This is a genomic window from Duganella sp. Root336D2, from assembly GCF_001425005.1.
Classification (GTDB): Bacteria; Pseudomonadota; Gammaproteobacteria; order Burkholderiales; family Burkholderiaceae_D; genus Rugamonas.
On record NZ_LMDB01000033.1, the window covers coordinates 231,521 to 255,854 of the forward strand.

The window sequence follows — 24,334 nt, forward strand, 5'->3', positions numbered from 1 at the left end:
ATATTTGCACAGTATATAACAAGGGAGACTGGAATGGCAAAAGCATTGGGCATTGGCGGGATTTTCTTCAAGTCCAAGGACCCGGTGGCGCTGATGGCCTGGTACCAGGCCTGCCTCGGTCTGCCGGACGAGGCCAAGGAATATGCCTCCTTCGCTCCCGCCACCATGCCGGCGAATGGCGCCACGCTGTTCAGTCCTTTCAAGAGCACGACTTCCTACTTCGCCCCGTCCAAGCGCGAGTTCATGATCAATTTCATCGTGGATGACCTGGATGGCGCGCTGAAACAGGTGGCCGATGGCGGCGGCACGCTGGTGGGCGATGTCCAGTCCTTCGACTATGGCCGCTTTGGCTGGTTTACCGATCCGGACGGGAATAAGGTCGAACTGTGGCAGCCGACTGCTGCCGAGTGAGAACCGGCTCGGCTAGCTGATCCATCTCAAAGGCAGGCCAGCAGCGGCTTTCCAGGCGGCAAGGTTGAGGTAGAATTCAAGCTGTTGAGAGATTCACTCCCCTTCTTGCCCGCCATGGATTCCGTATCAGAAGCCCAGTTTGAACTTGAGCAGTTGCGCCTGCAAGCCAAGCGGCAATTGCTTGGGACGGTGGCGCTGGGCGTCATGGCTGGTCTGCTGGCATTTGTCGGCCAGAGCGCCCTGGGGCAGGCGCGCCCCCTGCTGGAAGGCTCGTTCGGGTCTTGGCAATCTTTCTACACTTTCGTGCTGTGGGCACTGGCCATTGCGTGGCTGGTGGCACTGGCCCAGCAGGGCATCCACTTCCAGGACATCAGCGAGCGCTTCGAATCGCAGCGCCGCCTCGACACCGTCTACGCCGAACGCGCCGCCAAGGCGCAAGCCGCCGAAGAAGGCCGCCAGCGCCAGCGCGCCGAAACCGAGGCTCGTCAGACCGCAGAACGCACCAGGCGCGCCAACAAGAAGGTCCGCAGCAGCAAATTCGACTATTAATCGTGGGGTGTTTTCAGTTTCCCTCTTGCTCGCAAGCTGTTAATCTTAGCTTTTTGATAGCAAGGAGATTGGTGTGCTTATCCTGTTTGCAGCATTGATGACGGGGTTTGCCATCGGCAAGTTCATGCCGGACGGACGCGGCGCGTATCGCATCTGCATTCCTGCCAGTATCGTCGCCTACGGGCTGATTAAAACGCTGGTCGCCGGCTTCCCGGATATGGCAATGCTCATCGCTGTCGGTGTACTCCAATCGCCGTTGCTGATGTTGGGCGTATTCCTTGCCCGCCGCAATACCAGGCGCAACACATTCGAAGCCGATTGAGCGCCGCGAAAGCCTTACATCCAGTTCTGGTCCTACTGCCCGGAATGGATGGAACAGGCGAGCTGTTTGACCCATTCATCGCCGCGCTCGGCGACCAATTTGAGGTGCGCGTGGTGCGCTACCCAGGCGATCACCGCGGCGGCTATGCGGAACTCGAGGCGTTTGCCAGGGCGGCAATTCCACCGGAGCGGCCATACGTCCTGCTGGGCGAATCGTTCTCGGGGCCGATTGCCATTTCCCTGGCGGCGGCGGCACCTGGGCAATTGCGCGCGCTGGTGTTGTGCTGCACATTTGCGCGAAACCCAAGGCCAGGATTGGCGGCCCTGGCGCCCTTGGTCGGCGCGGTACCGTTCAAAGCATTGCCGGCCGCTTGGCTCGTGGCGGCCCCAATACGCGCGGCCTTCAGGCAGGCACTTGGCCAGCTCACGACGCCGGCACTGCATGCTCGGATGCGCGCGGTACTTGCCGTCGACGTCTGCGACCGGCTGGCGGCCTGCGATGTGCCGATACTGTATTTGCGTGCGACACGCGACCGCCTGGTGCCGCGCGCGGCGGCAGCGCTGGTCGCGCAGCTCAAGCCAGCCACCACGGTGATCGACTTCGATGCGCCGCACTTCCTGCTGCAAACCGCGCCCGAACAGGCCGCGCACGAAGTCGCGGCCTTCGTGCGGCTTAATGGGCGGAGATAATCCCCAGCCCCATCACGCCCAGGATGGCGATGGCCAGCGAAATCCCATGCAGCACGCTAAGCAGGACCCAGCGCCAGAATGTCCCCCACCTGCCCTTCCGGTAGACACGCTGCATGGCCCACGGCAGGTAGCCGGCCACCCAGCAGAACGCCAGGAACTTCAGGAAGCCGTCGGGCAGGAAGATGAACACAGCGAGCATCACGAAGGCGAATGCGTTGGTGTGCAGCGCGAACAGCATATGCTCGCCGTACTTCTTGCCGCTACCGAGGTAGAGCAGCTTGAGCCACAAGGCGAAAATCGGCATCAGCAGGAAGATTGCGTACGGCGCGTATTTGTAGAAGCCCGCCTGCATGGCCGCGCTCTTCTGCCGGTCATCCATGTTGTTGAAGCGCTCGATGGCGTGGGAGATGCCGGGCGTCTCCTTCTCCAGCACCAGCTGCAGCCTTTCGTTAACGATCGCGGGCTGCTCTTTCGCCGCCACCACCTGCTGCGTCGCCCCCGGCGGCAAAGGGCGCGGATCGACCGTGGCAACGTCCGCATCGCTGAATTTCAGGATGGCGAAGAAAAGGATGCTGAGCGACAGGTACAGCCGCAGCGGCTCGACGTAGCGCTTGCGCCGGCCCGCCAGGTATTCGGCGGTCAGCAGGCCGGGACGGAACAGCAAACGCGTAATGGTGCCCCACAAGCGCCCTTCCAGCGCAACGTAGTGGCCAATGAATTCGTGCATGAATTCACTGAAGCTGGGTGCATGCAGGTGGCTCTCCTGTCCGCACATATGGCAGAAATTCCCGGAGGTGGTGGCGCCGCAGTTGCGGCAAGTGTTGTCGGTGGCGATATCCATATTGCAATGCTACCGGCGTAATTGCTTCTGTTCAAGCTGGCGACCGCCGCCGCGTGGCTTCGCTACCATGAATTGAGGAGGATGACCGCATGGAACCGAACAGCAAGGACCGCAAGGTCAATACGCAGGCGCCCGTGGAGCGCAGCGGCGGCAAGCGCCTGCCGCACGAGCGCGACGAGTCGCCGCAGGGCGCGAGCCAGCAAAAGACACGCAGCGTGATCCGCCAGGCAGCGGAAGACGTCGAACAAGGCCTGGTCGACACCGACTTGCACGGCAAGCCGGGGCTGCAAAAGCCGCAGGCGGGCAGCGCGTCGAAGGCCAATCCCCTGCCCGGCACCAAACGCGATTGAGGCCCGCCATGCGAACCGCGATTCTATCCGTGCTGGCCTGCGCAGCCGCCGCCGCATTGGCGCAAGATGCCGTGGCGCAGAGCTATCCGCCAAGCTGGGGACCCAACCCCAGCCTGCCCGAGCCAAACAAGAAACTGATCCCGACCGTCAACGTAGCCCCGGTCGAACGCTGGAAGGGCGACGACAAGCCGCTGCCTGCGGCCGGCTTCACCGTCAGCGCCTATGCGCGCGACCTCGACCACCCGCGCTGGCTGTACGTGCTGCCCAATGGCGACGTGCTGGTCGCTGAAACCGCGGCGCCGCCCAAGCCGGAAGACGGCAAGGGCATCAAGGGCGCGATCATGAAGCACGAGATGAAGAAAGCCGGCTCGGTGACGCCATCCGCCAACCGGATTACGCTGCTGCGCGATATCGACGAGCGCGGCGTGGCGAAAACGCGCGGCACCTTCATCAAGGACCTCAATTCGCCCTTCGGCATGGTGCTGGTCGATAAAGACCTGTACGTCGCCAATACCGATGCCGTGGTGCGCTTCCCCTACACCGAGGGCGCGACGTCGATCGGCGCCGCCGGCATCAAGATCCTGGACCTGCCGGCCGGCCCGCTCAACCACCATTGGACCAAGAACATCACGGCCAGCCCGGACGGGCGCTTCCTGTACGTCACCGTGGGCTCGAACAGCAACGTCGCCGAGAACGGCATGGACAAGGAAGAAGGCCGCGCCGCCATCTGGGAATACGAGCGCGCCACCGGCAAATCGCGCCTGTTCGCCACCGGCCTGCGCAATGCCAACGGCATGGCCTGGGAACCCAAGTCCAAGGCGCTGTGGACCGTGGTGAACGAACGCGACGAACTGGGTGAAGACCTGGTGCCGGACTACCTGACCTCAGTCAAGGACGGCGCGTTCTACGGCTGGCCTTACAGCTACTACGGCCAGCGCGTCGACAGCCGCGTCAAGCCGCCGCGCCCGGACCTGGTGGCGAAAGCGGTGATGCCCGATTACGCGCTGGGTGGCCACACCGCCTCCCTCGGGCTTACCTTCTACGATGCGAAGCTGTTCCCGGCAAGCTGGCAAGGCGGCGCCTTCATCGGCCAGCACGGCTCGTGGAACCGCAAGGAATACAGCGGCTACAAGGTCGCCTTCGTGCCGTTTGCGGAAGGGCGCCCTGCCGGGCCGCCGGTGGATTTCCTGTCCGGCTTCCTGACGCGCGAGGGCAAGGCCAAAGGCCGGCCGGTTGGCGTGGCGGTGGACAAGGCCGGCGCGCTGCTGGTGGCGGATGACGTGGGCAATGTGGTGTGGCGCGTGTCGCCGGCGAGCCACTGAGAAAACCCCTACAATGTAGCCATGCGAATCCTACACACGATGCTGCGGGTTGGTGACCTGCAGCGATCCATCGACTTCTACACCAAGGTGCTGGGCATGCAACTTCTGCGCACCAGCGACAATCCCGAATACAAGTACACGCTGGCCTTCCTCGGCTACGGGCACAACCCGGAACATGCGGAGCTGGAGCTGACGTACAACTACGGCGTCGAGAAATACGATATGGGCAATGCCTACGGCCATATCGCGATTTCGGCCACCGACATCGTGTCGGCCTGCGCGGCCGTGCGCAGCAACGGCGGTAACGTCACGCGCGAACCGGGCCCGGTCAAAGGCGGCAGCACCGTGATTGCTTTTGTGACCGACCCGGACGGGTACAAGATCGAACTGATCGAACGCAGCTTCGACGGCCAGGGAGCCGGCCTGCGTTGAAGGGACGGGCCGCGGCGCCTTGACCGGCGCCGCGGCGGTTTTGATGCTTAGTGTTCCAGCAGGGCGTTGATCGGCTCCAGGTCTTCTTCCTTGAGCGAACCAGCCGCCGACTTCAGGCGCAGGCCATTCATGATGGTGTCGTAACGCGCCTTCGACAGGTCCTTCTGCGTGGTGTACAGCTGGCGCTGTGCATTCAACACGTCGATGTTGATACGCACGCCCACCTGGTAACCCAGCTTGTTCGATTCCAGCGCGGACTTGGACGACACTTCCGCCGCTTCCAGCGCCTTGACCTGGGCCAGGCCGCTGTTTACGCCAAGGAAAGCCTGGCGTGCGGTTTGCGCAGCCTGGCGGCGCGAAACCTCCAGGTCGTTGCGCGCCTTGTCTTCCAGTGCGATCGATTCACGCACCTTGCTGGTGACGGCGAAGCCGTTGAAGATTGGTACGTTCCAGGTCAGGCCGATGGCGTTGTTGTTGGCCAGCGCCACGCCGGTCGTCGAATTGCGAGTCTTCTGCGCCACCAGGTCCAGCGTCGGCATATGGCCGGCACGCTGCTTGCTGATCTCACGCTTGGCGACTTCCACATTCAGCTTGGCGCCGGTCACGCCGTAGTTCTGCTCTTCCGCCGCCGACACCCAAGGCTCCAGCGTAGCGGGCTGCGGGCTGGCGATGGCCACGCCGGTGCGCAGCGGTGCCAGTGCACCTGGCGCCTGGCCGATGACCTGCTGCAGCGCGGTGCGCTTCACTTCCAGCTCGTTCTGGGCGGCGAATTCCTGCGCCACCACCAGGTCGTACGCCGCTTGCGCTTCGTGCGTGTCAGTGATGGTCTGGGTGCCCACTTCGAAGTTGCGCTTGGCCGATGCCAGCTGCTCGGTGGTGGCCGCCTTCTGCGCCTGGGTCGCGGTCAGGTTGTCCTGCGCGGTCAGCACGTCGAAGTATGCCTGCGACACGCGCAGGATCACGTCTTGCTGCGCTTGTGCAAACACGGCTTCGGCGGCCGCGGCGGACAGCTTGCTCTGCTGGTAGTTCTCCCAGTTGGCCCAGCGGAACAGGGGCTGGGTCAGTTGCAGCTGCATTGTGTGGCTGTAGTTTTCAGTGTCGCCAGACAGGCCTTTGATGCGGTCAGTCTGGTCACCGTCGTTCTTCATGGCGGTGCCGCTGAGGCCGACGGTTGGAAGCAATAGCGAACGCCCCTGCACCGTGCGTTCCTGGCCCGCCGCCAGCGCGGCGCGCGCGCTGGCGTAGGTGGCGTCATTGGCGAGCGCCTGTTTGTACACCTGGACCAGGTCGGCCGCCTGTGCATTCAGCGAGAACAGGGCGCTGGCTACCAGCACGGCGAGGAGGGGTTTCTGCATTTGCATCTCCGTTGGAGTCGTCAAAAAGGATTAGTTTTCGTGCCTAGTACTGCGGCATGGAGCTGTCTACCTGCACAGCCCAGGCGTGAATCCCGCCTGTCAGATTGCTTACCTTGCTGAAACCGTGATGCTCGAGGAAAGCTGCCACATTGAGGCTGCGCGCCCCGTGATGGCAGATGCAGACGATTTCTGCATCCTCGTCGAGATCGTCGATGCGGGCCGGGATGGTCTGCATCGGCATCAGGGTCGAGCCTGCGATATGGCAGGTCTCGAATTCCCAGTTCTCGCGCACGTCCAGCAGGAACGGCTGGGCGCGGCTCTCGTCATTGAGCCAGCCAGCCAGTTCCGGTGCGGTTAAGTGCTGCATGGGCGTTCCTTAGAAAGTGAACGCCGAAGGTTTCACCGCCAGGTCGAGCGGCTTGACATCGGTCTCAAACAGTTTGACGGTGTCGTAGCCGTGCTCGCCGGTGCGGGTGATGCGCTGCGCCGACATCACCGGCGAATCGCCGAGGATGACCACGATGCGGCCGCCCACTTTCACTTGCTGCAGCACCGCTTCCGGCAGTACCGGCAGCGAGCCGGAGAACACGATCACGTCGAACGGCGCGCCATTGGACCAGCCCTGGGCGCCATTGCCCAGTTCCACGGTCACATTGGAGATGCCGTTCGCCGCCAGGTTCTTTTCCGCCAGCGCCTTGAATTCAGGGGCGAGTTCGACGGCGGTGACGTGGCGTGCACGGTGCGCCAGCAGCGCGGCCAGGTAGCCAGTGCCCGCGCCAACCAGCAGCACGTTTTCATGTTTCTTGATTTGCGCGTCCTGTGTGATGCGCGCTTCCAGCTTCGGGGTCAGCATTTGCTCGCCGCCCGCCAGCGGAATGAACGTGTCGACAAAAGCCAGGTTCTTGTAGGCTTCTGGCACGAAATTCTCGCGTTTTACGACCAGCAAGAGATCGAGGATGTCCGTATCCAGCACATCCCAAGGGCGGATTTGCTGTTCGATCATATTGAAACGGGCTTGTTCGATATTCATCTTTGTTGACTCGGTGAGGGATAAATAATCCGTCATTTTATCGTTTGTCTGGTCAGGTGGGCATATTAACGATTAAGACAACGGATCGCGGGAAATTGCGACAGTCTGCAGATTTGGGGGGGTGAACGACCGAATTCGGCAATTTAAGCCGGTTTTTGCGGGGCCAGTCCCTGCTGCACCAGGCCGAGGAAGGCGTCCATGAAGGCGTCGGCGTCAACGCCCTCGTGGGTGTCGCAGGGGAAGAAGCTGTGCTTCCACATCATCAGCGTCAGCACCGGGGCGATCAGGACATTGGTCATCATCACCGGGTCGAGCGGACGGAATTCGCCGCGCTCCACGCCGCGCTCCAGGATACGGGTCAGCAAGGCGCTGCCGCGCTCGATGACTTCTTCGTTATAGAACTGGGCCAGTTCGGGGAAATTGCCGGATTCGGCCATCATCAGTTTGGTCAGGCCGGCGGCCTTGGTGGCGCCGACCTGGGTCCACCAGCGGCGCAGCATCTGGCGCAGCAGTTCGTCGCTGGGCATATCGCGCGCCGCGGCAGCATCGCTTTCCGCCTGGCCGATGGTTTGCACGATGGTTTCGCGCACCACGGCCTTGAACAGTTCCTGCTTGTTTTCGAAGTACAGGTAGAGCGTGCCCTTCGAGACGCCGGCGGCGCGCGCCACGTCTTCCAGGCGGGTGGCGGCAAATCCACGATCGACGAACAGCTCCAGCGCGGCCGCCAGCAGTTCCTGCGGACGCGCATCCTTGCGCCGCTCCCAGCGGGGCTTGGTATCAGTCGGGGCTTGCATGATAAAAATTGGGATTGGGTAACTTACTTAAGAGTCATTTATATTAGTTCCCCCACCCGCCCCGCGTCAAGTCAAGCCCGCCGAGGCGGGCCGCGAATTGCATTACAAGGTGGCCATGCCGCCATCGAACACGACGTTCTCGCCCATCATGTACGAGGAATCGTCGCTGGCCAGGAACAGCACGGCTTTGGCCACTTCATCGGCCTGGCCGAAGCGCGCGGCCGGCACCTTGGCCACCAGTTGGCCGGCCCATGCCTGCACCGCATCCGGCGGCAGGCCAAGCTTGCCGTAGATCGGGGTCTCGATCAGGCCCGGGCTGATGACGTTGACCCGCACGCCGCGCGGCGCCAGTTCGGTCGACAGGGTGCGCGCCAGCGAGCGCACCGCGGCCTTGGTGGCCGAGTACACGGACAGGCCGGCCACGCCCTGCTCGGCCAGCGTGGTGCCGGTCAGGACCACGCTGGCGGGGTTGTTCAGCAGCGGCAGCATGCATTGCACGGTGTGGATCACGCCCTTGAAGTTGACGTCGACCTGGCTGTCGATGTGCCTGGCGTCCACGTCCGAGAATTGCATGGGCTGGGCGATGCCGGCGTTGGCGAACACCACATCCAGGCTGCCGAATAGCGCCCTGATCCTGGCGGCGGCGGCCACCATGTCCGCTGCCGAGGTCACGTCGGCGCGCAGCGCCAGCACACCTTCGCCCAGTTCCTTGCCGGCCGCTTCGACGCGCTGCGCGTCCTGGCCGATGATGGCCACGCGCGCCCCTTCCTCCAGGAACAGCCTGGCCGTCGCCAGGCCGATGCCCGTGGTGCCGCCGGTGATCAATGCGGTTTTGCCAGTCAGTCTACCCATCGTGTTCTCCTTGAAGTTGAAAAGTTACCGGTTCGCCTTAATTATGTACCGATAGGTATTTAATGTACCGGTTAGTATAATATTCGTCAACAGAACCGATGGAGATTCCCGATGCCACGTGAACGCGGCCGCCCACGCACCTTCGATATCGATCACGCCCTGGACCGGGCGGTGGAGATTTTCTGGAAGCACGGCTACCAGGACGCTTCCCTGCACGAACTGACGGAGGCAATGGGCCTGTCGAAACCGAGCCTGTACGCGGCCTTCGGCGACAAGGAAGCGTTGTACCTGAAAGGACTGCAGCGCTACCTGTCGCTGCTGATCGGGCGCCATGCGGGCAAACTCAATGACGAACCGGAGGGCCGCAAGGCCCTGGATGGCTTCCTGCGTTCGCTGGCTGCGATGCTGGCCGATCCCGCGCTGCCGGGCGGCTGCTTCATCATCAATGGCACTGCCGATTGCGGCGGTTCGACCATCCCCGCCTCGGTCGAAATGGCGCTGCGCGAGGCCCTGCAGGGCACGGAAACGATGGTGCTGGAGCGATTGGTGCGGGCGGAGAAGGACGGCCAGTTGCCGGCCGGGATGACGCCGCACGCGATGGCGGCGCTGTTCGGCTCTTTGATCGCCGGGCTGGGAGTGCAGGCCAAGAGTGGCGCGGACCTGGCCAAATTGACGATGGTGATCGAGGCTGCGATGGCCGTCTGGCCGAACTAGCCCCTCAAGTTTCTTCAGGTCGTTTCGCCACCGCGTAGACCGCTTGCACCACCATCGCCATCCGCTGGTAATCGAGCTTGTCGAACGTATCGCCAGCCCGGTGATAGTTCGGATTGCGCATGAATGAGGTATCGGTCACCATCAGGGCTGGATAGCCCTGCGCCCAATAGCTGCGGTGGTCGGAAAAATCGACCCCTTGCACAAGACTGGGCGCGTTGAGCGAATAGACCGGCAGCTCGGACGCGCCCGACATTGCAGCCTTCACCGAGCGGCTGGCGCCAAAGTCGCCAAACTGGCCCACCAGCGCGATGAAATTGCCGCGGTCCGGATAGCCGAGTTTCATCGCGGCCAGCGGGTACGCCTGGCTGCCTGGACGGTCGCTGAAATAACCGATCATCTCCAGCGACAGCATCAGCTCCACATCGCGTCCCGCCTCTTTCAAGCTGCGGGCATGCCATACGCTGCCCATGCGGGGTGAGCGGAAATGCGGCGGCTCTTCCAGGGTATACGCCACCAGTTCAATCGGGCGGGCTGGTTCGGATTGCCCCAGCAGGTGCGCCAGTTCCAGCAGGCCTGCGATGCCGCTGGCATTGTCATCGGCGCCCGGTGTCGCGCCGTGGCTGTCGTAATGTGCGCCAATCACCAGCAGGCGCCCGTTCGCAGGACCGAAGCGCGCGACGACGTTCTTGTAATGCTCGGCGTCGACCACCACGTCCTGGATGGACACCTGCGCTCCGGCTGCCTTGAATTCCTCCACGATGTATGCCGCCGTACGCTCCAGTTTTGCGCGGTGCTCGAATGAGCGCGGATAAAAGTCCACGGTCAGCTTTTTTACGTGCTCTTCGAGCTTGGCCGGATCGACCGCGGGCGGCGTCGATGGAACGGACGGCACCAGGGGCTGGCAGACCAGTGCAGCAAGCAGCATCAGTATCGCCGTGGCGATGATGGCCAATGCGGCGTAGAAGCGGCGGCTGCGTTTGGGCGGCTGCGAAAAATCCATTCCTGTTCCCTGGTGTCAAATCAGAAAAGGCAGTATGCCATGCGCCCGTTCACGTCATTGCTTTGCCGCGGCCTTGGCAGGCTCGATCAGCACCAGCTGGCCGGTCTTCGGGTCGCGGAACACCTCGCCGACGCGGTCGTAGCCGCTGCCCGCTTGCGTGACGCCGGCGTCCGGGCGTTCGATCTGGCGGCCCTTTTCCACCGGCTTGTGCTGGAGCGCTCCCTGGCTGCCGGCGATGGCGGCGATCAGGCCGCAGGCGAAGACCAGCATGACGTCAACCAGGTTGACCAGGCTGGCGCGCGGGTCTTCGTCGCTGTCGTCGAAGCGGGAGTCGAGGTGGCGGTACAGGCGCAGCCGCTTGCGGGCCGGGACGGCAGCGTTGCCAGGGGCTTGGGCCTGGTCCCTCATGCTGCGTGCTCCATCGCGTCCAGGGTTTCTTCGTACCAGCGGCGGCGCAGTTTGCCGATCACCAGTCCGGCGATACCGGCCACCAGGCCAAGCACCGTGGCGTCGAAGGCGACTGTCACGGCGCTGGCCAGCTGGGCCGGATTGCCTTGGCCGAGGGCGGCCAGGCCAGGGCCAAGCGGGATGATGGTGGCCATCAGACCAAGCATCGGCGGAATGCGGGCCAGCAGGTCGGCGCGCTCCAGGCGGTGGCGGGCCAAGGCCTGGATGTGGGCGGCGTTGCCGGCCTCGCGAAGTTTCTTCAAGCCGCTGAAACGTTCGCCGGCGGCGATGCCTGCTTCAACCGCCGCCACCGCGCAGGCGGCCAGTAGGGCCAGCAGGGCTGGGGCGAGGAGGAAGCTGACGCCGTCGTGCAGCCAGGCGTAGGTTTGGTTGTCGATCATTGGTGTGCTCCTTTGTAAATGGGTATTTGGGTACCGCGCAGGGCGCCGATGGCGAACAGCGCGATGCCGGCGCCCGCCGCGGCCAGCAGGGCGAGCAGCTTCATCGCGCGTTCGGCGGGGCTTGGCGGCTGCCCGGCCAGGTCGCGCAGCTCGTAGACGTGGGCCTGGGCCTGGGTTTGGGCGGCACTGCCATCCGCTGCCGCGACGGCGCCGGACTCGGTCGCGTCGTGCGCGGTGCGGCGCTCTTGCCTGGCGGCTGTAGTCGCGGCGGCATTTGCGGCGGGCGCCCTGGCATCCGCCTGGACTGCGGCGGCGAACGCGGGGACGGCGCTTGCCTCGGGTGCCGCGTATGCATCGGCGGCTGGCGCGTCGCCGCGAGCTTTGGCGAGGGTGGCAGCCAGTGCCTGCGCGTCAGCTGCATCGAGCTGGGGCGAGAGCCATTGCCACATCGGATGGTCGGGTGCGGTATGGCCGCTGCCTGGCAACCCGTTGCTGGCCACCAGCCGCGCCAGCTCGCCGCCCATCTGCCTGATGGTGGCGTCATCGGTTTTCCAGTAGCCCTTTTCCGCCGCCACCATGAAGATCGCCAGCATATGCGCCTTGGCGTGCGCGTTGTGGCGCTGGCCGAGGAATTGCGGCAGGCCGAGTTTATGCGCGTCGTCGAAGTAGACCGACTTCACCTCATCCCAGGCCCAGTCCTTCACCAGGTCGGGGCGTGTCACCTGCCATCCCCACAGGTTTTCCAGGAACTCCTGCCCCATGGTACGGGCGCCGGCATAACCATGCCCCATTAAAGGCTTGATCCAGGCCGGATTCAGGAAGCGGCCGCGCAATTCGCCCAGCATGGCCGAGGCAAGCGGCTCCACGTCGGCACGCCCCGGCTGCGCATGCTGCAGGATCAGCGCTTCCGGCACGCGGCCGGTGCGGCTTTCGACGGCCAGCGACAGGCCGCCCAGGTAATCGAAGGCGTCGTTGTTATCGAGCAGGCCGTACAGGTTGCTGGCGCGGCCGTGATAGGTGCGCGTGATGCCGTCCAGCGCGGCGTCGAAAGCGGCGTGGCTCGATTCGCCGCTGGCATCCAGGCCGTAAGCGTGGCCCATGCGGTTGCGGTAGGCCTTGCCGATCTCGTCGCGTTCGCGCCAGGCGCCCGAGCGTTCGGTCAGGCGGTTGACGCCGGCGCCGTAGGCACCGGGGGCATCGCCGAAGATGCGCTGCGCCGCGGCGCGGCCGGCTTCGGCGGGCGGCATGCCGCCCGCCTGCAAGGCCCGCACGCGCACCAGCCATTCGCGTGCAACGCGGTTGCTGGTGGCAGGCTCGCGTCCCCAGGCGGCACTGGCGCCGGCACTGCTGGCAAGCGGCGCCAGCGCAGCTTCGAGCGCTTCGCGCAGCGCCGGCTCCTGCTCGGCAAGGCCGGCGGCGGAAGCGGCCAGCGACAGGCGGCCGGCACGGTCGATCAGGCGAATCAGGTTCGGGTACAGGTCGCGAAACAGGCCTGAGGTGGTCACCAGCGCATCGCGCCGCACCGCGCCCGGCACCAGCCGCACGTCATTAACGATGCCGCGCGCATTCCACACCGGCTCGGCACCCATCATGGCCAGCGCGAACGCCACCATCACGCCTTCGTCGCGCACCGCATCGGAGGCCCACAGCAGGATGCCTTCGCTGCCGGCGCCGGAGCGCTCGCGCGCGGCCGCCTTGGCAGCGAGGCTGGAGCCCATCTGGTAGCCGATTTTGGTCGGCAGGATATCGCCGTCGACGGCATGGAAATTGCGGCCGGTCGGCAGCGCTTCCGGCGAGCGCAGCGGGTCGTTGCCCTTGCCCGGTTCGATGAAGCGCCCGTCCAGCCCAGCCAGCAGCGAGCGCATTTCATTCAACGGCGAGGCGGCCAGCTTGCGCGCCACTTCGGGATCGTCGATGCCGCCCTTTTTCATCGATTCCAGCATCAGGTCAATGGACTCCTGCTTCCACTGCCGGCCGAAGATGTGCAGGCCGTGCGGCATGAACTTCTCCTGCAGCTTGGTCAGGTAGTGGCCAACTTCGTGCGCCAGCAAATCGTCGTCGGCCGCATCGAAGCCGATGCCGCGCACGGCCAGCACATCGGCCATCGAAGCTTCCAGCTCCGCTTTCAGGTTGAGGGCCACCACCCGTTCGCGCATCAGTTGCGCGGCCTTCGCCTTCAGCGTCTCGGAGCTGGCTGCCTCGTAGCTCTCGACCACCTGGCGCAGCGACAGCAACTCGTCATACAGCGGCGTCGATGCCAGCGGCGGCGTCAGGTGGTCGACCATCACCGCCAGGCCGCGCCGCTTGGCTTGCGTACCTTCGCCGACGCCGTCCACGATGTAGGGATAGATGCCCGGCAGGTCGCCCGCGATCAGGCTCGGGAAGTCGTCGGCCGACAAGCCGACCGCCTTCCCCGGCAGGAATTCATAGGTGGAATGGCGCCCGATATGCACCAGCGCATCGGCCTTGAAGCGGTCGCGCAGCCAGTGGTAAAAGGCCAAGTACTGGTGCGGCGGCGGCACGCTGGTATTCGCATGCAGCAGTTCTTCCTCGACTTCCCAGCCGCGCGGCGGCTGCGGGCCGATGAATACATTGCCGAACACCATGCCCGGCACCAGCAGCTTGCCGCTTTCGACCATGATCTTGCCGGGCGCAGCTCCCCAGCCCTTCAAGCCTTCGATACCGTAAGACGACACGCGGCGGCGCAGCGGCTCCAGCGCGGAGCAGCGCCGCGCAGCCTTCGCTTGCAGGCAGGCGGCATAGCCATCGGCCAGCTCAGCGAGGTCGCGGATCGCTTTCTCGCGCTGAGGATGATCGGCTCCCTCCACCAGGTGCTGCAGTTCCTTGATCACGACTTCCGCCTGCTTGCGCCCCAGCACCCATTCGCCCGCGGCTTCCGCTTCCAGCACGTCGGCATGCAGGCGGCCCAGCAAACCGCTGGTCATCTCGCCTTGTACGCGCGGCGACAGCGTGCCGAACCACTTCGCATAATCGGCGGCGCTGACGCTGTTCACGGTGCCCGCCAGTTCGCGCAAGGCGCCGCGGTCTTCCGGCAGGTTGACGCCGTGCGCCATGATGCGGTCGAGCAGCGCTTCCGGCGTGGCGGGCAATTCGCCCACGGTGTAGCCGGCGTCCTTCATGGCATGCAGCATGTCGAACAGCGAAGCCGGCACGTCGAGGTTGTCGGCGCCGATATTCTGCCGGCCCGGCGGATGGTTGTAGTAGACCAGGGCCACGCGCTTGTCGCGGTTGGATTTGGCGCGCAGCGCCAGCCAGCGATCGATGCGCGCAGCCAGGCGCTCGGCTTCCGCCGCCAGCACCACCGGCGGGCGGTTCTCGATGCCGGTCAGCTTGTCGCGCTGCGGCTCGCCAAGGGCGGCCATCACGATCGGCTGGCCGATGCCCTGCAGCTCCGGCAGCGCCACGCGATACTGCACCGAGTCCGGCGGCAAGCCATCCGGCGACAGGCGCCATTGCATGGGCGTGCGGTCGGACAGGCGGATCGCCTTGAACAGCGGAATGTCGAGCTTCTTGAATGCTTCGCTGACGGCCTCGCGTCCTTCGGCGGCGCCCACTACAAAGTCCTGCAGCACCACCATGGCGGCCGGCACGGCCGGTGCGATCAGTTCCGGCAAACGCTCCAGCGCTTCGCGCGATGCACCGCCCCAGCGCGGCAGCACCTGCACGCATTGCTGGCCAGTGCGCTCGACCTGGCGGCACACGGCGTCGGGCACCGTGCCGTCCATATTCGACAGGTCCAGCACCACTACCGTGGGCCGCGCCTGCAGGCCCAGTTGCGCCGCCCTGCCCCACGCTGCCGCGTCATGCAGCTCGCGCTGGCCGACACGCAGGCGCAGCGTCGGTTCCGGCTGCGGCTGCGCCAGGGCGTGCGACGGCTCAAGCAGGTGAGCGAACAAGGCCGCCGTGTTGTCGCGGCCCCCGGCCTGCCACACCTGGCGCGCAGCCAGCCACTGGCCCGCAGCCGGACGCGCCCTGGCCTCCTGCAGCGCCGCCTGCGGCGGCTGCTCGGCCGACAGCTGGCGCAGCGTTTCCGGCGAAAAGCCTTGCAGGCTGCCCTGCCGCCCGCGCGACAGCAGGCTAAGCGTGGCTTCGCCGTTCATGGCCAGCACCGTCGCCTGCGGGCGGGCATGGCGCGGCAAGGCTTCCTTCAGCCTGCGCGCCGGGTCGCCGAACAGCGATACCGCCAGGATGCTGTCGGCCTGCGCCAGCCACTGGGCGGCTTGCTTGTCGTCCGCCGCCATCCACTGCGCAGGAGTGCGCAGCACGATGCGGTCCTGCGGATGATCGGCCAGGTGGCGATGGGCGGCCTCGATGGCGATGGGCGCGGCGCGCTCGGTGACGATGGCAAACAGCACGGCGGCATGGGCACGCGCGCAAGCGAACGCACATAGCAGGACCGCAATGGTCCGGACAAAGGTAGTGGTAGGCACGACAGGATTCCGAGCACGCAAAACCACACCCCGGGCTTTGCACAATCAAAGTGACTGGCCGGTCTTCTGGCTCGCCTTCATCCTCCCCTGGCCTGGCCTTCCCGTGCGGTGCACAGTGGCGTTGGTCAGCTTCGTCCGGCTTACAGCAGCGGGGGCTGCGCCGGACTGGCGCAAGATGGCAATCCCGCGCGGCACCGGCTTCCCGTTTCACCTCCCTGCAGGCTTGCAAGAAGGCACCAATCACATAACGTGCGCCATTCTAGCAGAGTGGATTCCAGCGGCAATCTAGCTAGAAAAGCAACGACTGTTGTTATATGGATCCACTACTTCAAAATCATTGGTAATTCGAGAGAATTAGGTATTTACTGCTAAGTACGCGTCAAAGAACGTGTCTGGGAGAGTAAAAATGCATAACAAGACAACATTACAAGTCCTGGCAGCCGCCTCCGGACTTGCGGATGAGCGCATCCAGGAACTCTGGGAAGGGGCGGATATGTATGCCCGTGCCCAGGCTGGGGACCCGGATTCGCCGCGCTACCAGCAAGTGCTGCACGAGCGCATGGCGGCCATGGTCGAACGCGAAGTGGCCAAACGCCATGCCGCTGACGGCGAACCCTGGGTGCTGGCAGATGCCCACCTGGGCCAGATTGAAGTGTCGCTGTCCGACGCCCTGAAAGCCTTCGGCAGCCGCACGCACCACGTTATCCACTAGCAAGGCAAAGCCGCCAACACGGCTGTGAACCGCACCCCGATCCCGTGCCGTCCACAATGCGGTGCCTGTTGTACGGCGCCCGCAATCTCCAGCCCGATTCCCGGCATGCCTGAAGGCAAACCGGCGGGCGTGCCCTGCATCCAGCTCGATTCACAACGGCGCTGCAAGCTGTACGGCTTGCCCGAACGCCCCCGCGTGTGCGTCGAGTTCAGAGCCGATGAAGCGGTGTGCGGCGAGTCGCGCGAGCAGGCCATGCGCTGGCTGGGCTGGCCGAAGCTGTAAAATATCGCCTCATCATGAGTTTCCAATGCCGCCCAGCCTGTGGCGCCTGCTGCACGGCGCCTTCGATCACCTCCACAATTCCCGGTATGCCGAACGGCAAGCCGGTTGTCAACTAACGAGACGCCATGAACTGCCGCGACAACTGCGGGGCGTGCTGCATCGCCCCTTCTATTACAAGTCCAATACCGGGGATGCCAAATGGGAAGCCTGCGGGTGTCAGGTGTGTCCAGCTGGCGGATGACAACCTCTGCCGCATCTTTGGCAAGCCTGAGCGGCCGGCATTTTGTGGCGGATTGCAGCCATCTGAAGAGATGTGCGGGGCCAGCCGGGAACAGGCTATACGCTGGCTGGATGTACTGGAGCGCGCGACGGCACCTACCTGAATCATTTGAGGGCCGACGAGGTGGACCTGTTCGTTCCAATGTTAATCGGAAACGCCCACACGCTTTTACACTAGTCTTGGCAGGCCGCATTTCTTGCTGCAGGTGTGTCGGGTTATCCGACGCCGGAAGATGGAGAGGCATGCTGGTAAAATGCCCTGTTTCTATTTGGTGACTCTAAAGCAGGCACCTGGTGGCTATACGATACATCCGTTAAACCGCAATCGAACATGACCACGACGCTCGACTCCCTCCGCTTGCTCTCCCGAGCCTACACGAGGCCAATGCTCACTCAGCTGGCCAGAACGGGAGACGCGCGGGCGGTGACGGACCTGCTGCTCGCGCATGGTCAGGTTGGCGATGATGTAGCCGGGCTCCGGCTGGATGACTTGTTTGACCGCGGCTGGAGCCTCCTGGCTTCCAGGTACCGTAACGAGTACGTCTACAAAAACGAACTCGCCACAAGGCTAATTTTCAAGCGCCACAGCCCTCGTACCGCTAGCTTCCAAGTTGAGTTGCGAGTCGGCGCTTCGATCGCCGATGTCGTTATAGCGAACGGTACGACGACAGCCTACGAAATCAAGACTGAGTTCGATACCGCCCGACGCCTCTCGTCTCAGACAAGCGACTACCTAAAGGCCTTCGACAAGGTTTACGTTGTCACACACCCTGCTCACATTGGACGTTACGAACGCGAACTCGACCCGCGCGTCGGGCTAATTATCCTTTCGGAAAAACATGCATTGACGCCCTATCGTAAAGCGAGTGCCAATGCCGGAAACGTGGACCCCAGAATTATCTTCCGGTGTATGCGCCGGGACGAATACATTGGCGCTGTTGAGGCAAATATAGGCGCGGTTCCTGCCATGCCCAATGGGTTAATCAGTGCTTATTGTGAAACGTTGTTCAAGCAGTTTACTGTAGAACAAGCCCACACCGCCTTTGTTAACGCCCTTAAAGCTCGTACAACCGACAGATCTCATGTAGACTTTATTTCCAGATTACCATTGTCTCTACGCGCTTTAGGGTATGCGACGCCCCTTTCCGGACGTCAACGCACTTCGTTACTGGATTCACTGGCGAGGCCCGTTCAGCTCCCCTATTAAAGACGAGAAGCCGGTGGTGACTTGCTAACTACCCGGAGTCCGTCAATGTACTTTCCATACGTTTTTGGCCGTTCGTCAGAGTTGCTTGCGATTCGCAGCAGTAGCAAAAAATATCTGTCCTCCGGTGTCGTGACGCCCGTCATCGAACCAATCGTGGCAAAACCGGGAGCACTCATTAAATCCATCGAAGAGATGGGCGAGCGAGCGCAAAAAGCAATCATCATTACCAATCCTTCGCAGGGCGAGCTGAAAAGCGGGCCGGTGGCAACTTGGGCAGACCCCGTAGATGCAGCGCTTGCGGCGCACCCTACTATCGTCCCAGGGTTTTTATGCCGTCCTGGCGTAACGTTAGCAGTGATTTCAGCGTTCCTAACAAGGTACGCCAATCGCGAAGTTGCGCTTCTTTATCTCAATTCTGGCCTCCCCGATGCGGTTTTTCAGTCGCTTGCCTCGGCACCAAACGTGTCGTACCACATTGCCCTTCAGGGGAAGGTCCCGAGCTCCCAGCTTGCGTTGATTCCCCATGCGAAAAGGGTTCACATCTACGACCATTTCAACAAGCAACCGCGCAATGCCGACTATGCCGGTCAGGAGCACTTTACCGACAAGCACGTCTCGTTCGCTGAGCATGGAGCGGGCTTCGGCGACTACACCATCACCGGTTCAGAAGTGCAGTTGGGTGGTGGGCAGCCCGCTGCGGTGGCTGTCCACATCACTTACAGGAGCGGGGCCGACGGCAACTTGTGGGTGCAGCACTTCGTTTCTGACGACACGGACATGGGTGTCGGCACTACGGGCGAGAAATATTTACAAGCCATAGCAAAATTAGCTGCGGAGTACCACGGTCGGCCAGCTGAGTTCGGTGCAAACGCGGCTCTTAACGATTATCTTCAGAACCATAATGACTCGCACTTCCCCGGTTTACCGAAAAACAAAGAGCGTCAGATTCAACATCACATTGCGCGCGTTCACGACTACCTCATGACGGGTTATTGAATGCGCACTGAGGGCAAAGCCCTTCGCTTCGTCGGCGAGCATCCCGCCTGCTGAGACGCACTACTGCTACTTGCTCCGATAGTGCCCGCGGACATAGGTCCCATCGCTTCTTGTATAGCCGCTGACGTGGGTGGTTTTGGCCCGTCCAGTCGCCGCACTGATATCGCCGTAGCAAGAGCCGTTTTCAGCGCAGCCCGCAAACAACGGAGCGACGACTGGCGAAACAGGAATAGCTGCGGTTTCCGTTGCACGTTCGTAAGCAGCAAGGCTGTCGGCTGACGGTTGCCCAAGAGTGTTGCTCGGCGACGCGACTGTCGGCGCATGTTGTCCAACTGCCGGTTTAGGCAGCTTATTGGCCCGCAGTGCATTGGTGGGGACCGGACTCGACACGCAGCCGCTAAAGCCGTGCGCGCAATTGTAAGCACTGCGACGAATTGCAGATTGCTCGACGGCGACACGTTGCTCTGAAGTCAGAAGGCCAGCGTTACAACCCGAGTAGCCTCCATCGCAGCTCCTGAAATTTCGCACCAGTGCCGATGCATCCACTTGGGCTTGCTGCGACTGAGTAAGCAGGGCTTGGTTGCAGCCAGAGTAACCTCCATCACAACTAGCGAGATTTCTGCGTAGCGCCGATTTTTGAACCTGGGCATGCTGTGCCTCCGTCAGCAAGGATTGATTGCAGCCCGAATAGCCACCATCACAACTGGCCAGGTTTCTCCGCAATGCCGACTTGTAGGCCTGCTCCTTTTGGACGTCCGTTAGCAGAGCTTGGTCACAGCCTGAGTACCCGCCTTCGCAGTTAGCGAAATTTCTCCGCAGCGCGGATTTTCGAACTTGCTCCTTCTGGGCCCCCGTCAGCAGAGAATCCACGCAGCCAGAGTAGCCACCGTCGCATGCGACGAAATTTCTTCGGAGTGCCGACCGGTGAACCTGCTCCTGTTGGGCCGTAGTCAACAACGACTGGTTGCAACCCATGTAGCCGCCATCGCAGCTCCTGAAATTTTCTTGATGCTGGGGATCTTGCGCCGACGCGCCGATGGAGACCAAGAGCAGAAGTCCCATTAGAAACCGAACGATTTTCATGTACATTCTTCGCAAAAGAGCTGCGATCGGCATCCCGTGAGAGGAAAAATCAAGCTGCAGTTAGTTCAGGCGCACGAGGCTGCTTATCGCTGCAAGCGGTCAATAAACAATCCCCAAAAGTACTCTGAGGCGCCCTGCTCTGACAGGCCAGAGTTCTGCTGCCCACCGTGAAACTGCATACCCAGCGGTTTGAAATACATAGACTGCGTATCGGACTCGACGGTTATGAACTCATTCGACGTGTTCGCGGATGCGTTCGCATCGTAAGAAAAGGATAACGAGGGAGACCGACCACCAAGGCCACCGACCCGCACTGAGCACTCGGCGACCGACTTGCCTTCCCGGTACGCTACAGCGGAAAAGCGCTGTGCATCCAAGCGCTGGAATCGCACTTGGATGCCCTGATTGCGAGCGGCTAGCTCGTCCAGGGACGCATCGAAAAACTTTGCCATGTAGTCGAACGAGTCGTGCAGAAACTTGTCGCGGTCATAGTCCGTGAACTCCTTCTTCAGCCGAAGATTGCTTGACCTCGGGCGCTCATGGCTTGGCTGCACGCTACCGGCGCCGGCAAAGGCTGGCTTGGCGGGATTGGCAGCTGGTTGCGGCATGCCCCACCCCAACGGCGCGCCGCCGCTCGTAGGCTGCGCCTCTGCCCGCCCCCGCCCCAAGTCCTCAATAGCCTTACGAATCTGACGCGCGACGTCGGTCCAAGCTTCCGCTTGGTTCGCCCATGTGGTGACGGCCTTGCCGTCTTTTGGAACGGCGAGCAGATGGCCGAACGGCGCGGTATGCCAATCACATGGCTCAAGAATCACCGGAATGACATGTGCTGTGCCGTCAGCATGTCGCTCGAGGGCTCGCTTCATTTCGATGGAATAACAGTACCGTGATGCGATAAAGTCTGCGCTCACGAGCAAGAGGATTACGTCAGCATTTCTCAAGTTTTCGTCAATGGCCGCATCCACATTAGAGCCCGCAACAATGCCCCGGTCGTGCCAAGTCGAAATCAGCCCTTGGTTCTTCAGCAGGGAAAGGTGTACTTCGAGTCGGTCGCGCAATGCCTCGTCGGCATGGCAGTAAGAGAAGAACAGTTTTGCCATAGCGCAATTTATTTCTTGTAAATTTGAGAAGTCCATTATCGCAGGCAATTGTGTGGTGTGGACAGCCAAGGTTCTGCGAAGTGTGCCTCCTCTTACGCCACGGTCGATTATCAAATTAGCGATGGCTTAAATGACTTTCGAAGCCCGTGTTGAGCGGCGTACCGTCGAGTGCGTTCAATCTTCCGACGCGGGCCTCAACCTTTCACTGTGGAAAGCCGAATGTAGGATTATGCATCTGGTGCGTCGGGTGTAACTCGTTAGATTCTTGCAACTGCGAAGGACCATGGCTGCTAAAGGTGGCCAATGCAGAAAACAGACTTTATATCCTCCCTGTTGGTTACTGGTATCCCCTTTAGGTGCCACACGCTCCGACCGCCAAGCCGGCCGGGGTGCGCTGCGTGCAGCTGGGCGACGATAATCTCTGCAGGATTTTCGGCCGGCCCGAACGGCCGGCATTCTGCGGCGGCCTGCAGCCATCGGCTGAAATGTGCGGCGAGACGCGCGAGCAAGCCATGCACTGGCTCACCACGCTCGAGCTGGCCACAGCGCCCTGAACACGCCAGCGGGCAGTGGAAACGATTCCCAGCTAGAATGTTCAGCTATGAATCAAGCCATCGACCACCGCCATCGCCTGTCCACCCGCCTCGCCTTCCTGACCGCGGGCCTTGCCATGTCCGCTTGGGCGCCGCTGGTGCCCTATGCCAAGGAACGCCTGCAACTGGCGGAAGGCCCGCTCGGCCTGCTGCTGCTCTGCCTTGGCCTGGGTTCACTGCTGGCGATGCCGCTGACCGGCGCGCTGGCGGCGCGCTTTGGCTGCCGCAAGGTGGTGCTGTGGTCGGCGCTGGCGGTCTGCCTGGCCCTGCCCGGCCTGGCACTGGCGCCGACGCCGGTCCTGCTTGGGCTGGTGCTGTTCGTCTTCGGCGCCTCGTTGGGCACCATGGACGTGGCGATGAACGTGCAGGCCGTGATCGTCGAAAAGGCCAGCGGCGGCGCGCTGATGTCCGGCTTCCATGGCATGTTCAGCCTGGGCGGCTTTGCCGGCGCCGGCGGCATGGCGCTGCTGCTGTGGCTGGGCAGCGGCCCGCTGGTCGCCTGCCTGGCCATCGTGGCGCTGATCGTACTGCTGCTGTGGCGCGCCGGCCCCGACCTGCTGCGCGAACCGGAAGCGCGCGACGACGGCACCCCAAGCTTTGTCATGCCGCACGGCGCGGTGATCTTCATTGGCGCGCTGTGCTTCATCGTCTTCCTGGCCGAAGGCGCCATGCTGGACTGGAGCGCCGTGTTCCTGAGCGCCGAACGCGGGCTGGAAGAAGGCCGCGCCGGTCTCGGCTACGCCGCCTTCGCCGTCGCCATGACCGTGGGCCGCCTGACCGGCGACCGTGTGGTGGGCCGCTTCGGCGGACGCCGCGTGCTGCTGGCGGGCGGCCTGTGCGCCGCAGCCGGCTTCTTCACGGCAGTGGCCTCGCCCACGCCGGCCGTGGCGCTGGCCGGATTCGTGCTGATCGGCCTGGGCGCCTCCAACATCGTGCCCATCCTGTTCACCGCCGCCGGCAACCAGAACGCCATGCCGGCCAGCCTGGCGATTGCCGCCATTACCACCATCGGCTATGCCGGCATCCTGGCCGGTCCGGCCATGATCGGCTTCGTGGCCCACCTGTCCAGCCTGGACCTGGCCTTTGCCGCCCTCGGCGGGGCACTGTTGCTGGTAGCCGCCGGCAGCCGCCTGGTGCGGGTGCACTCCTGACGCAGCGCAAACCAGGGCCCCGGCAACGGCGCTACTCTTGACTGATGTGCATTGGTCGGCCGCGCTCATGGTAAGCTTCGTGCCCGCGCAGCATCCCGCCCGCGTTCCCCACCGACACATTTAGCAAAATCACAATGGATATCGTTCTCGCGCTGAAGGCTCTGATCATGGGTCTGGTCGAAGGATTTACCGAATTCCTGCCGATTTCCTCCACCGGCCACCTGGTGCTGGCGGGTAGTTTGTTGAATTTCACGGGCGAGAAAGCCAAAGTGTTCGAGATTGCCATCCAGGGCGGCGCCATGGTGGCGGTAATCTGGGAGTACCACAAGAAGATCTGCGAAGTCCTGTCCGGCATGTTGCGCGAAGCACGCGCGCGCCGCTTTGCGCTCAACGTGGCGGTGGCCTTCATTCCGGCCGCCGCACTGGGCTTCCTGTTCGAAAAGAAGATCAAGGCCGTGCTGTTCGCGCCGGAGCCGGTAGCGCTGGCCTTTATCATCGGCGGCCTGATCATCCTGTGGGTCGAACGCCGCGCCAGGAACAATCCGGTTGCCGTGCGCGTGCAGTCGGTGGACGATATGACCTTGCTCGATGCGCTGAAAGTCGGCTTCGCCCAGGTCTTCGCCCTGATTCCCGGCACCAGCCGCTCCGGCGCCACCATCATTGGCGGCATGATGTTCGGCCTGTCGCGCAAGGTGGCGACCGAGTTCTCGTTCTTCCTCGCGATCCCGACCCTGCTGGCCGCCACCTTCTACTCGCTGTGGAAGGATCGCGCGCTGCTGAGCGCTGCCGATTTGCCGCTGTTCAGCATCGGCGCGGTGGTCGCCTTCGTATCGGCCTTCGCCTGCATCCGCTGGCTGCTGCGCTACATCAGCACCCACACCTTCACCGTTTTCGCCTGGTACCGCATCGTGTTCGGCATCGTGGTGATCGCCACCGCCTACTCCGGCATGATCAGCTGGGCAGAATAAAAG

General features: G+C 63.1%; 27 protein-coding genes, 1 pseudogene and 1 riboswitch. Of the genes and pseudogenes, 16 read left to right on the forward strand and 12 right to left on the reverse strand.

Features of this window, described 5'->3' with window-relative positions; genetic code table 11:
* Positions 1-33: 33 nt before the first annotated feature.
* From ASD07_RS19350 to ASD07_RS19365, 4 genes are all read left to right on the forward strand, one after another.
* Positions 34-411 carry a VOC family protein gene (locus ASD07_RS19350; protein ID WP_055934050.1) on the forward strand — a complete coding sequence of 126 codons (378 nt, stop codon included), beginning with the start codon at positions 34-36 and terminating at the stop codon, positions 409-411.
* 114 nt (positions 412-525) lie between these two features.
* Positions 526-960 carry a hypothetical protein gene (locus tag ASD07_RS19355; RefSeq protein WP_055934052.1) on the forward strand — a complete coding sequence of 145 codons (435 nt, stop codon included), beginning with the start codon at positions 526-528 and terminating at the stop codon, positions 958-960.
* A 73-nt stretch (positions 961-1,033) separates the two neighbouring features.
* Positions 1,034-1,282, forward strand: coding sequence for a hypothetical protein (locus ASD07_RS19360; RefSeq protein ID WP_055934054.1), 249 nt, complete (start codon positions 1,034-1,036; stop codon positions 1,280-1,282).
* Positions 1,279-1,971 (forward strand): alpha/beta fold hydrolase, encoded by a 693-nt coding sequence (locus ASD07_RS19365; RefSeq protein WP_255357020.1) that lies wholly within the window; start codon positions 1,279-1,281, stop codon positions 1,969-1,971. The genes ASD07_RS19360 and ASD07_RS19365 overlap by 4 nt, the downstream gene beginning before the upstream one ends.
* On the opposite strand, the gene ASD07_RS19370 is transcribed toward ASD07_RS19365, so the two are convergent.
* Positions 1,955-2,812 (reverse strand): DUF3667 domain-containing protein, encoded by an 858-nt coding sequence (locus ASD07_RS19370; RefSeq protein WP_055934058.1) that lies wholly within the window; start codon positions 2,810-2,812, stop codon positions 1,955-1,957. The genes ASD07_RS19365 and ASD07_RS19370 overlap by 17 nt on opposite strands.
* 89 nt (positions 2,813-2,901) lie before the next feature.
* Here ASD07_RS19370 and ASD07_RS19375 point away from each other — a divergent pair, with 89 nt between their 5' ends.
* Genes ASD07_RS19375 through gloA form a run of 3 tightly spaced genes read left to right on the forward strand, consistent with a single transcriptional unit; the run spans position 2,902 to position 4,916 of the window.
* Entirely contained in the window at positions 2,902-3,162 is a 261-nt protein-coding gene (locus tag ASD07_RS19375; RefSeq protein ID WP_055934060.1) for a hypothetical protein, read from the forward strand.
* Positions 3,163-3,170: 8 nt separating this feature from the next.
* Positions 3,171-4,484, forward strand: coding sequence for a sorbosone dehydrogenase family protein (locus ASD07_RS19380; protein ID WP_055934062.1), 1,314 nt, complete (start codon positions 3,171-3,173; stop codon positions 4,482-4,484).
* Between the two features lie 21 nt (positions 4,485-4,505).
* Positions 4,506-4,916: a lactoylglutathione lyase gene (gloA, locus tag ASD07_RS19385; RefSeq protein WP_082507439.1), complete on the forward strand. Its 411-nt coding sequence runs from the start codon at positions 4,506-4,508 to the stop codon at positions 4,914-4,916.
* A gap of 47 nt (positions 4,917-4,963) precedes the next feature.
* Here the strand turns inward: gloA and ASD07_RS19390 are convergent, their stop codons facing one another.
* From ASD07_RS19390 to ASD07_RS19410, 5 genes are all read right to left on the reverse strand, one after another.
* Entirely contained in the window at positions 4,964-6,271 is a 1,308-nt protein-coding gene (locus tag ASD07_RS19390) for a TolC family outer membrane protein (protein ID WP_055934066.1), read from the reverse strand.
* Positions 6,272-6,314: 43 nt separating this feature from the next.
* Entirely contained in the window at positions 6,315-6,638 is a 324-nt protein-coding gene (locus ASD07_RS19395; RefSeq protein ID WP_055934068.1) for a rhodanese-like domain-containing protein, read from the reverse strand.
* Positions 6,639-6,647: 9 nt separating this feature from the next.
* Positions 6,648-7,301, reverse strand: a complete 654-nt coding sequence (locus ASD07_RS19400) for a protein-L-isoaspartate O-methyltransferase (RefSeq protein ID WP_055934069.1) — start codon at positions 7,299-7,301, stop codon at positions 6,648-6,650.
* Between the two features lie 143 nt (positions 7,302-7,444).
* Positions 7,445-8,095: a TetR/AcrR family transcriptional regulator gene (locus ASD07_RS19405; RefSeq protein WP_055934071.1), complete on the reverse strand. Its 651-nt coding sequence runs from the start codon at positions 8,093-8,095 to the stop codon at positions 7,445-7,447.
* Between the two features lie 102 nt (positions 8,096-8,197).
* A complete protein-coding gene (locus tag ASD07_RS19410) occupies positions 8,198-8,947 on the reverse strand; it encodes an SDR family oxidoreductase (protein WP_055934073.1) in 750 nt (249 codons plus the stop codon).
* Between the two features lie 111 nt (positions 8,948-9,058).
* On the opposite strand from ASD07_RS19410, the gene ASD07_RS19415 reads away from it, so the two are divergent.
* Positions 9,059-9,661 carry a TetR/AcrR family transcriptional regulator gene (locus ASD07_RS19415; RefSeq protein WP_055934075.1) on the forward strand — a complete coding sequence of 201 codons (603 nt, stop codon included), beginning with the start codon at positions 9,059-9,061 and terminating at the stop codon, positions 9,659-9,661.
* A gap of 4 nt (positions 9,662-9,665) precedes the next feature.
* Here ASD07_RS19415 and ASD07_RS19420 read toward each other — a convergent pair whose 3' ends face one another.
* Genes ASD07_RS19420 through ASD07_RS19435 form a run of 4 tightly spaced genes read right to left on the reverse strand, consistent with a single transcriptional unit; the run spans position 9,666 to position 15,960 of the window.
* Positions 9,666-10,661, reverse strand: a complete 996-nt coding sequence (locus tag ASD07_RS19420) for a M28 family peptidase (protein WP_082507440.1) — start codon at positions 10,659-10,661, stop codon at positions 9,666-9,668.
* A 54-nt stretch (positions 10,662-10,715) separates the two neighbouring features.
* Positions 10,716-11,069, reverse strand: a complete 354-nt coding sequence (locus ASD07_RS19425; RefSeq protein WP_200953824.1) for a hypothetical protein — start codon at positions 11,067-11,069, stop codon at positions 10,716-10,718.
* Positions 11,066-11,509 (reverse strand): MotA/TolQ/ExbB proton channel family protein, encoded by a 444-nt coding sequence (locus ASD07_RS19430; protein WP_055934078.1) that lies wholly within the window; start codon positions 11,507-11,509, stop codon positions 11,066-11,068. The genes ASD07_RS19425 and ASD07_RS19430 overlap by 4 nt, the downstream gene beginning before the upstream one ends.
* The gene (locus ASD07_RS19435) at positions 11,506-15,960 is read right to left on the reverse strand and encodes a cobaltochelatase subunit CobN (RefSeq protein ID WP_082507441.1); all 4,455 of its coding nucleotides are present in this window, start codon (positions 15,958-15,960) and stop codon (positions 11,506-11,508) included. The genes ASD07_RS19430 and ASD07_RS19435 overlap by 4 nt, the downstream gene beginning before the upstream one ends.
* A 38-nt stretch (positions 15,961-15,998) precedes the next feature.
* A riboswitch (cobalamin riboswitch) is annotated at positions 15,999-16,216 on the reverse strand.
* A gap of 150 nt (positions 16,217-16,366) precedes the next feature.
* On the opposite strand from ASD07_RS19435, the gene ASD07_RS19440 reads away from it, so the two are divergent.
* From ASD07_RS19440 to ASD07_RS19450, 5 genes are all read left to right on the forward strand, one after another.
* Positions 16,367-16,672, forward strand: a complete 306-nt coding sequence (locus ASD07_RS19440; protein WP_057247335.1) for a hypothetical protein — start codon at positions 16,367-16,369, stop codon at positions 16,670-16,672.
* Positions 16,673-16,711: 39 nt separating this feature from the next.
* A complete protein-coding gene (locus tag ASD07_RS30315; protein WP_082507461.1) occupies positions 16,712-16,954 on the forward strand; it encodes a YkgJ family cysteine cluster protein in 243 nt (80 codons plus the stop codon).
* 125 nt (positions 16,955-17,079) lie between these two features.
* The gene (locus ASD07_RS30325) at positions 17,080-17,337 is read left to right on the forward strand and encodes a YkgJ family cysteine cluster protein (RefSeq protein WP_082507442.1); all 258 of its coding nucleotides are present in this window, start codon (positions 17,080-17,082) and stop codon (positions 17,335-17,337) included.
* Between the two features lie 281 nt (positions 17,338-17,618).
* Positions 17,619-18,440 carry a sce7726 family protein gene (locus ASD07_RS19445; RefSeq protein WP_229207218.1) on the forward strand — a complete coding sequence of 274 codons (822 nt, stop codon included), beginning with the start codon at positions 17,619-17,621 and terminating at the stop codon, positions 18,438-18,440.
* Between the two features lie 45 nt (positions 18,441-18,485).
* On the forward strand, positions 18,486-19,436 hold the full coding sequence (locus ASD07_RS19450) for a sce7725 family protein (RefSeq protein WP_055934084.1): 951 nt from the start codon (positions 18,486-18,488) through the stop codon (positions 19,434-19,436).
* A 66-nt stretch (positions 19,437-19,502) separates the two neighbouring features.
* On the opposite strand, the gene ASD07_RS31025 is transcribed toward ASD07_RS19450, so the two are convergent.
* On the reverse strand, positions 19,503-20,519 hold the full coding sequence (locus ASD07_RS31025; RefSeq protein ID WP_156398099.1) for a hypothetical protein: 1,017 nt from the start codon (positions 20,517-20,519) through the stop codon (positions 19,503-19,505).
* An 83-nt stretch (positions 20,520-20,602) separates the two neighbouring features.
* Entirely contained in the window at positions 20,603-21,619 is a 1,017-nt protein-coding gene (locus ASD07_RS19455) for a toll/interleukin-1 receptor domain-containing protein (protein WP_055934086.1), read from the reverse strand.
* Positions 21,620-21,987: 368 nt separating this feature from the next.
* Between ASD07_RS19455 and ASD07_RS19460 the strand changes: the two are divergent.
* From ASD07_RS19460 to ASD07_RS19470, 3 genes and pseudogenes are all read left to right on the forward strand, one after another.
* A pseudogene (locus tag ASD07_RS19460) lies at positions 21,988-22,173 on the forward strand (Fe-S-cluster oxidoreductase); the annotation flags it as partial.
* Positions 22,174-22,220: 47 nt separating this feature from the next.
* Positions 22,221-23,363 carry an MFS transporter gene (locus tag ASD07_RS19465; RefSeq protein ID WP_055934090.1) on the forward strand — a complete coding sequence of 381 codons (1,143 nt, stop codon included), beginning with the start codon at positions 22,221-22,223 and terminating at the stop codon, positions 23,361-23,363.
* 134 nt (positions 23,364-23,497) lie between these two features.
* Positions 23,498-24,331 carry an undecaprenyl-diphosphate phosphatase gene (locus tag ASD07_RS19470; RefSeq protein WP_055934092.1) on the forward strand — a complete coding sequence of 278 codons (834 nt, stop codon included), beginning with the start codon at positions 23,498-23,500 and terminating at the stop codon, positions 24,329-24,331.
* Positions 24,332-24,334: the final 3 nt, after the last annotated feature.

Coding starts and splice junctions, on each gene's coding strand:
- ASD07_RS19440 (WP_057247335.1), top strand. CDS start 16,367: ATGCATAACAAGACAACATTACAAGTCCTGGCAGCCGCCTCCGGACTT.
- ASD07_RS19370 (WP_055934058.1), bottom strand. CDS start 2,812: ATGGATATCGCCACCGACAACACTTGCCGCAACTGCGGCGCCACCACC.
- ASD07_RS19405 (WP_055934071.1), bottom strand. CDS start 8,095: ATGCAAGCCCCGACTGATACCAAGCCCCGCTGGGAGCGGCGCAAGGAT.
- ASD07_RS19395 (WP_055934068.1), bottom strand. CDS start 6,638: ATGCAGCACTTAACCGCACCGGAACTGGCTGGCTGGCTCAATGACGAG.
- ASD07_RS19450 (WP_055934084.1), top strand. CDS start 18,486: ATGTACTTTCCATACGTTTTTGGCCGTTCGTCAGAGTTGCTTGCGATT.
- ASD07_RS19380 (WP_055934062.1), top strand. CDS start 3,171: ATGCGAACCGCGATTCTATCCGTGCTGGCCTGCGCAGCCGCCGCCGCA.
- ASD07_RS19390 (WP_055934066.1), bottom strand. CDS start 6,271: ATGCAGAAACCCCTCCTCGCCGTGCTGGTAGCCAGCGCCCTGTTCTCG.
- ASD07_RS19425 (WP_200953824.1), bottom strand. CDS start 11,069: ATGAGGGACCAGGCCCAAGCCCCTGGCAACGCTGCCGTCCCGGCCCGC.
- ASD07_RS19470 (WP_055934092.1), top strand. CDS start 23,498: ATGGATATCGTTCTCGCGCTGAAGGCTCTGATCATGGGTCTGGTCGAA.
- ASD07_RS19375 (WP_055934060.1), top strand. CDS start 2,902: ATGGAACCGAACAGCAAGGACCGCAAGGTCAATACGCAGGCGCCCGTG.
- ASD07_RS19430 (WP_055934078.1), bottom strand. CDS start 11,509: ATGATCGACAACCAAACCTACGCCTGGCTGCACGACGGCGTCAGCTTC.
- gloA (WP_082507439.1), top strand. CDS start 4,506: ATGCGAATCCTACACACGATGCTGCGGGTTGGTGACCTGCAGCGATCC.
- ASD07_RS19400 (WP_055934069.1), bottom strand. CDS start 7,301: ATGAATATCGAACAAGCCCGTTTCAATATGATCGAACAGCAAATCCGC.
- ASD07_RS19350 (WP_055934050.1), top strand. CDS start 34: ATGGCAAAAGCATTGGGCATTGGCGGGATTTTCTTCAAGTCCAAGGAC.
- ASD07_RS19465 (WP_055934090.1), top strand. CDS start 22,221: ATGAATCAAGCCATCGACCACCGCCATCGCCTGTCCACCCGCCTCGCC.
- ASD07_RS19420 (WP_082507440.1), bottom strand. CDS start 10,661: ATGGATTTTTCGCAGCCGCCCAAACGCAGCCGCCGCTTCTACGCCGCA.
- ASD07_RS19455 (WP_055934086.1), bottom strand. CDS start 21,619: ATGGCAAAACTGTTCTTCTCTTACTGCCATGCCGACGAGGCATTGCGC.
- ASD07_RS19445 (WP_229207218.1), top strand. CDS start 17,619: ATGCTCACTCAGCTGGCCAGAACGGGAGACGCGCGGGCGGTGACGGAC.
- ASD07_RS19355 (WP_055934052.1), top strand. CDS start 526: ATGGATTCCGTATCAGAAGCCCAGTTTGAACTTGAGCAGTTGCGCCTG.
- ASD07_RS19415 (WP_055934075.1), top strand. CDS start 9,059: ATGCCACGTGAACGCGGCCGCCCACGCACCTTCGATATCGATCACGCC.
- ASD07_RS19410 (WP_055934073.1), bottom strand. CDS start 8,947: ATGGGTAGACTGACTGGCAAAACCGCATTGATCACCGGCGGCACCACG.
- ASD07_RS30325 (WP_082507442.1), top strand. CDS start 17,080: ATGAACTGCCGCGACAACTGCGGGGCGTGCTGCATCGCCCCTTCTATT.
- ASD07_RS31025 (WP_156398099.1), bottom strand. CDS start 20,519: ATGAAAATCGTTCGGTTTCTAATGGGACTTCTGCTCTTGGTCTCCATC.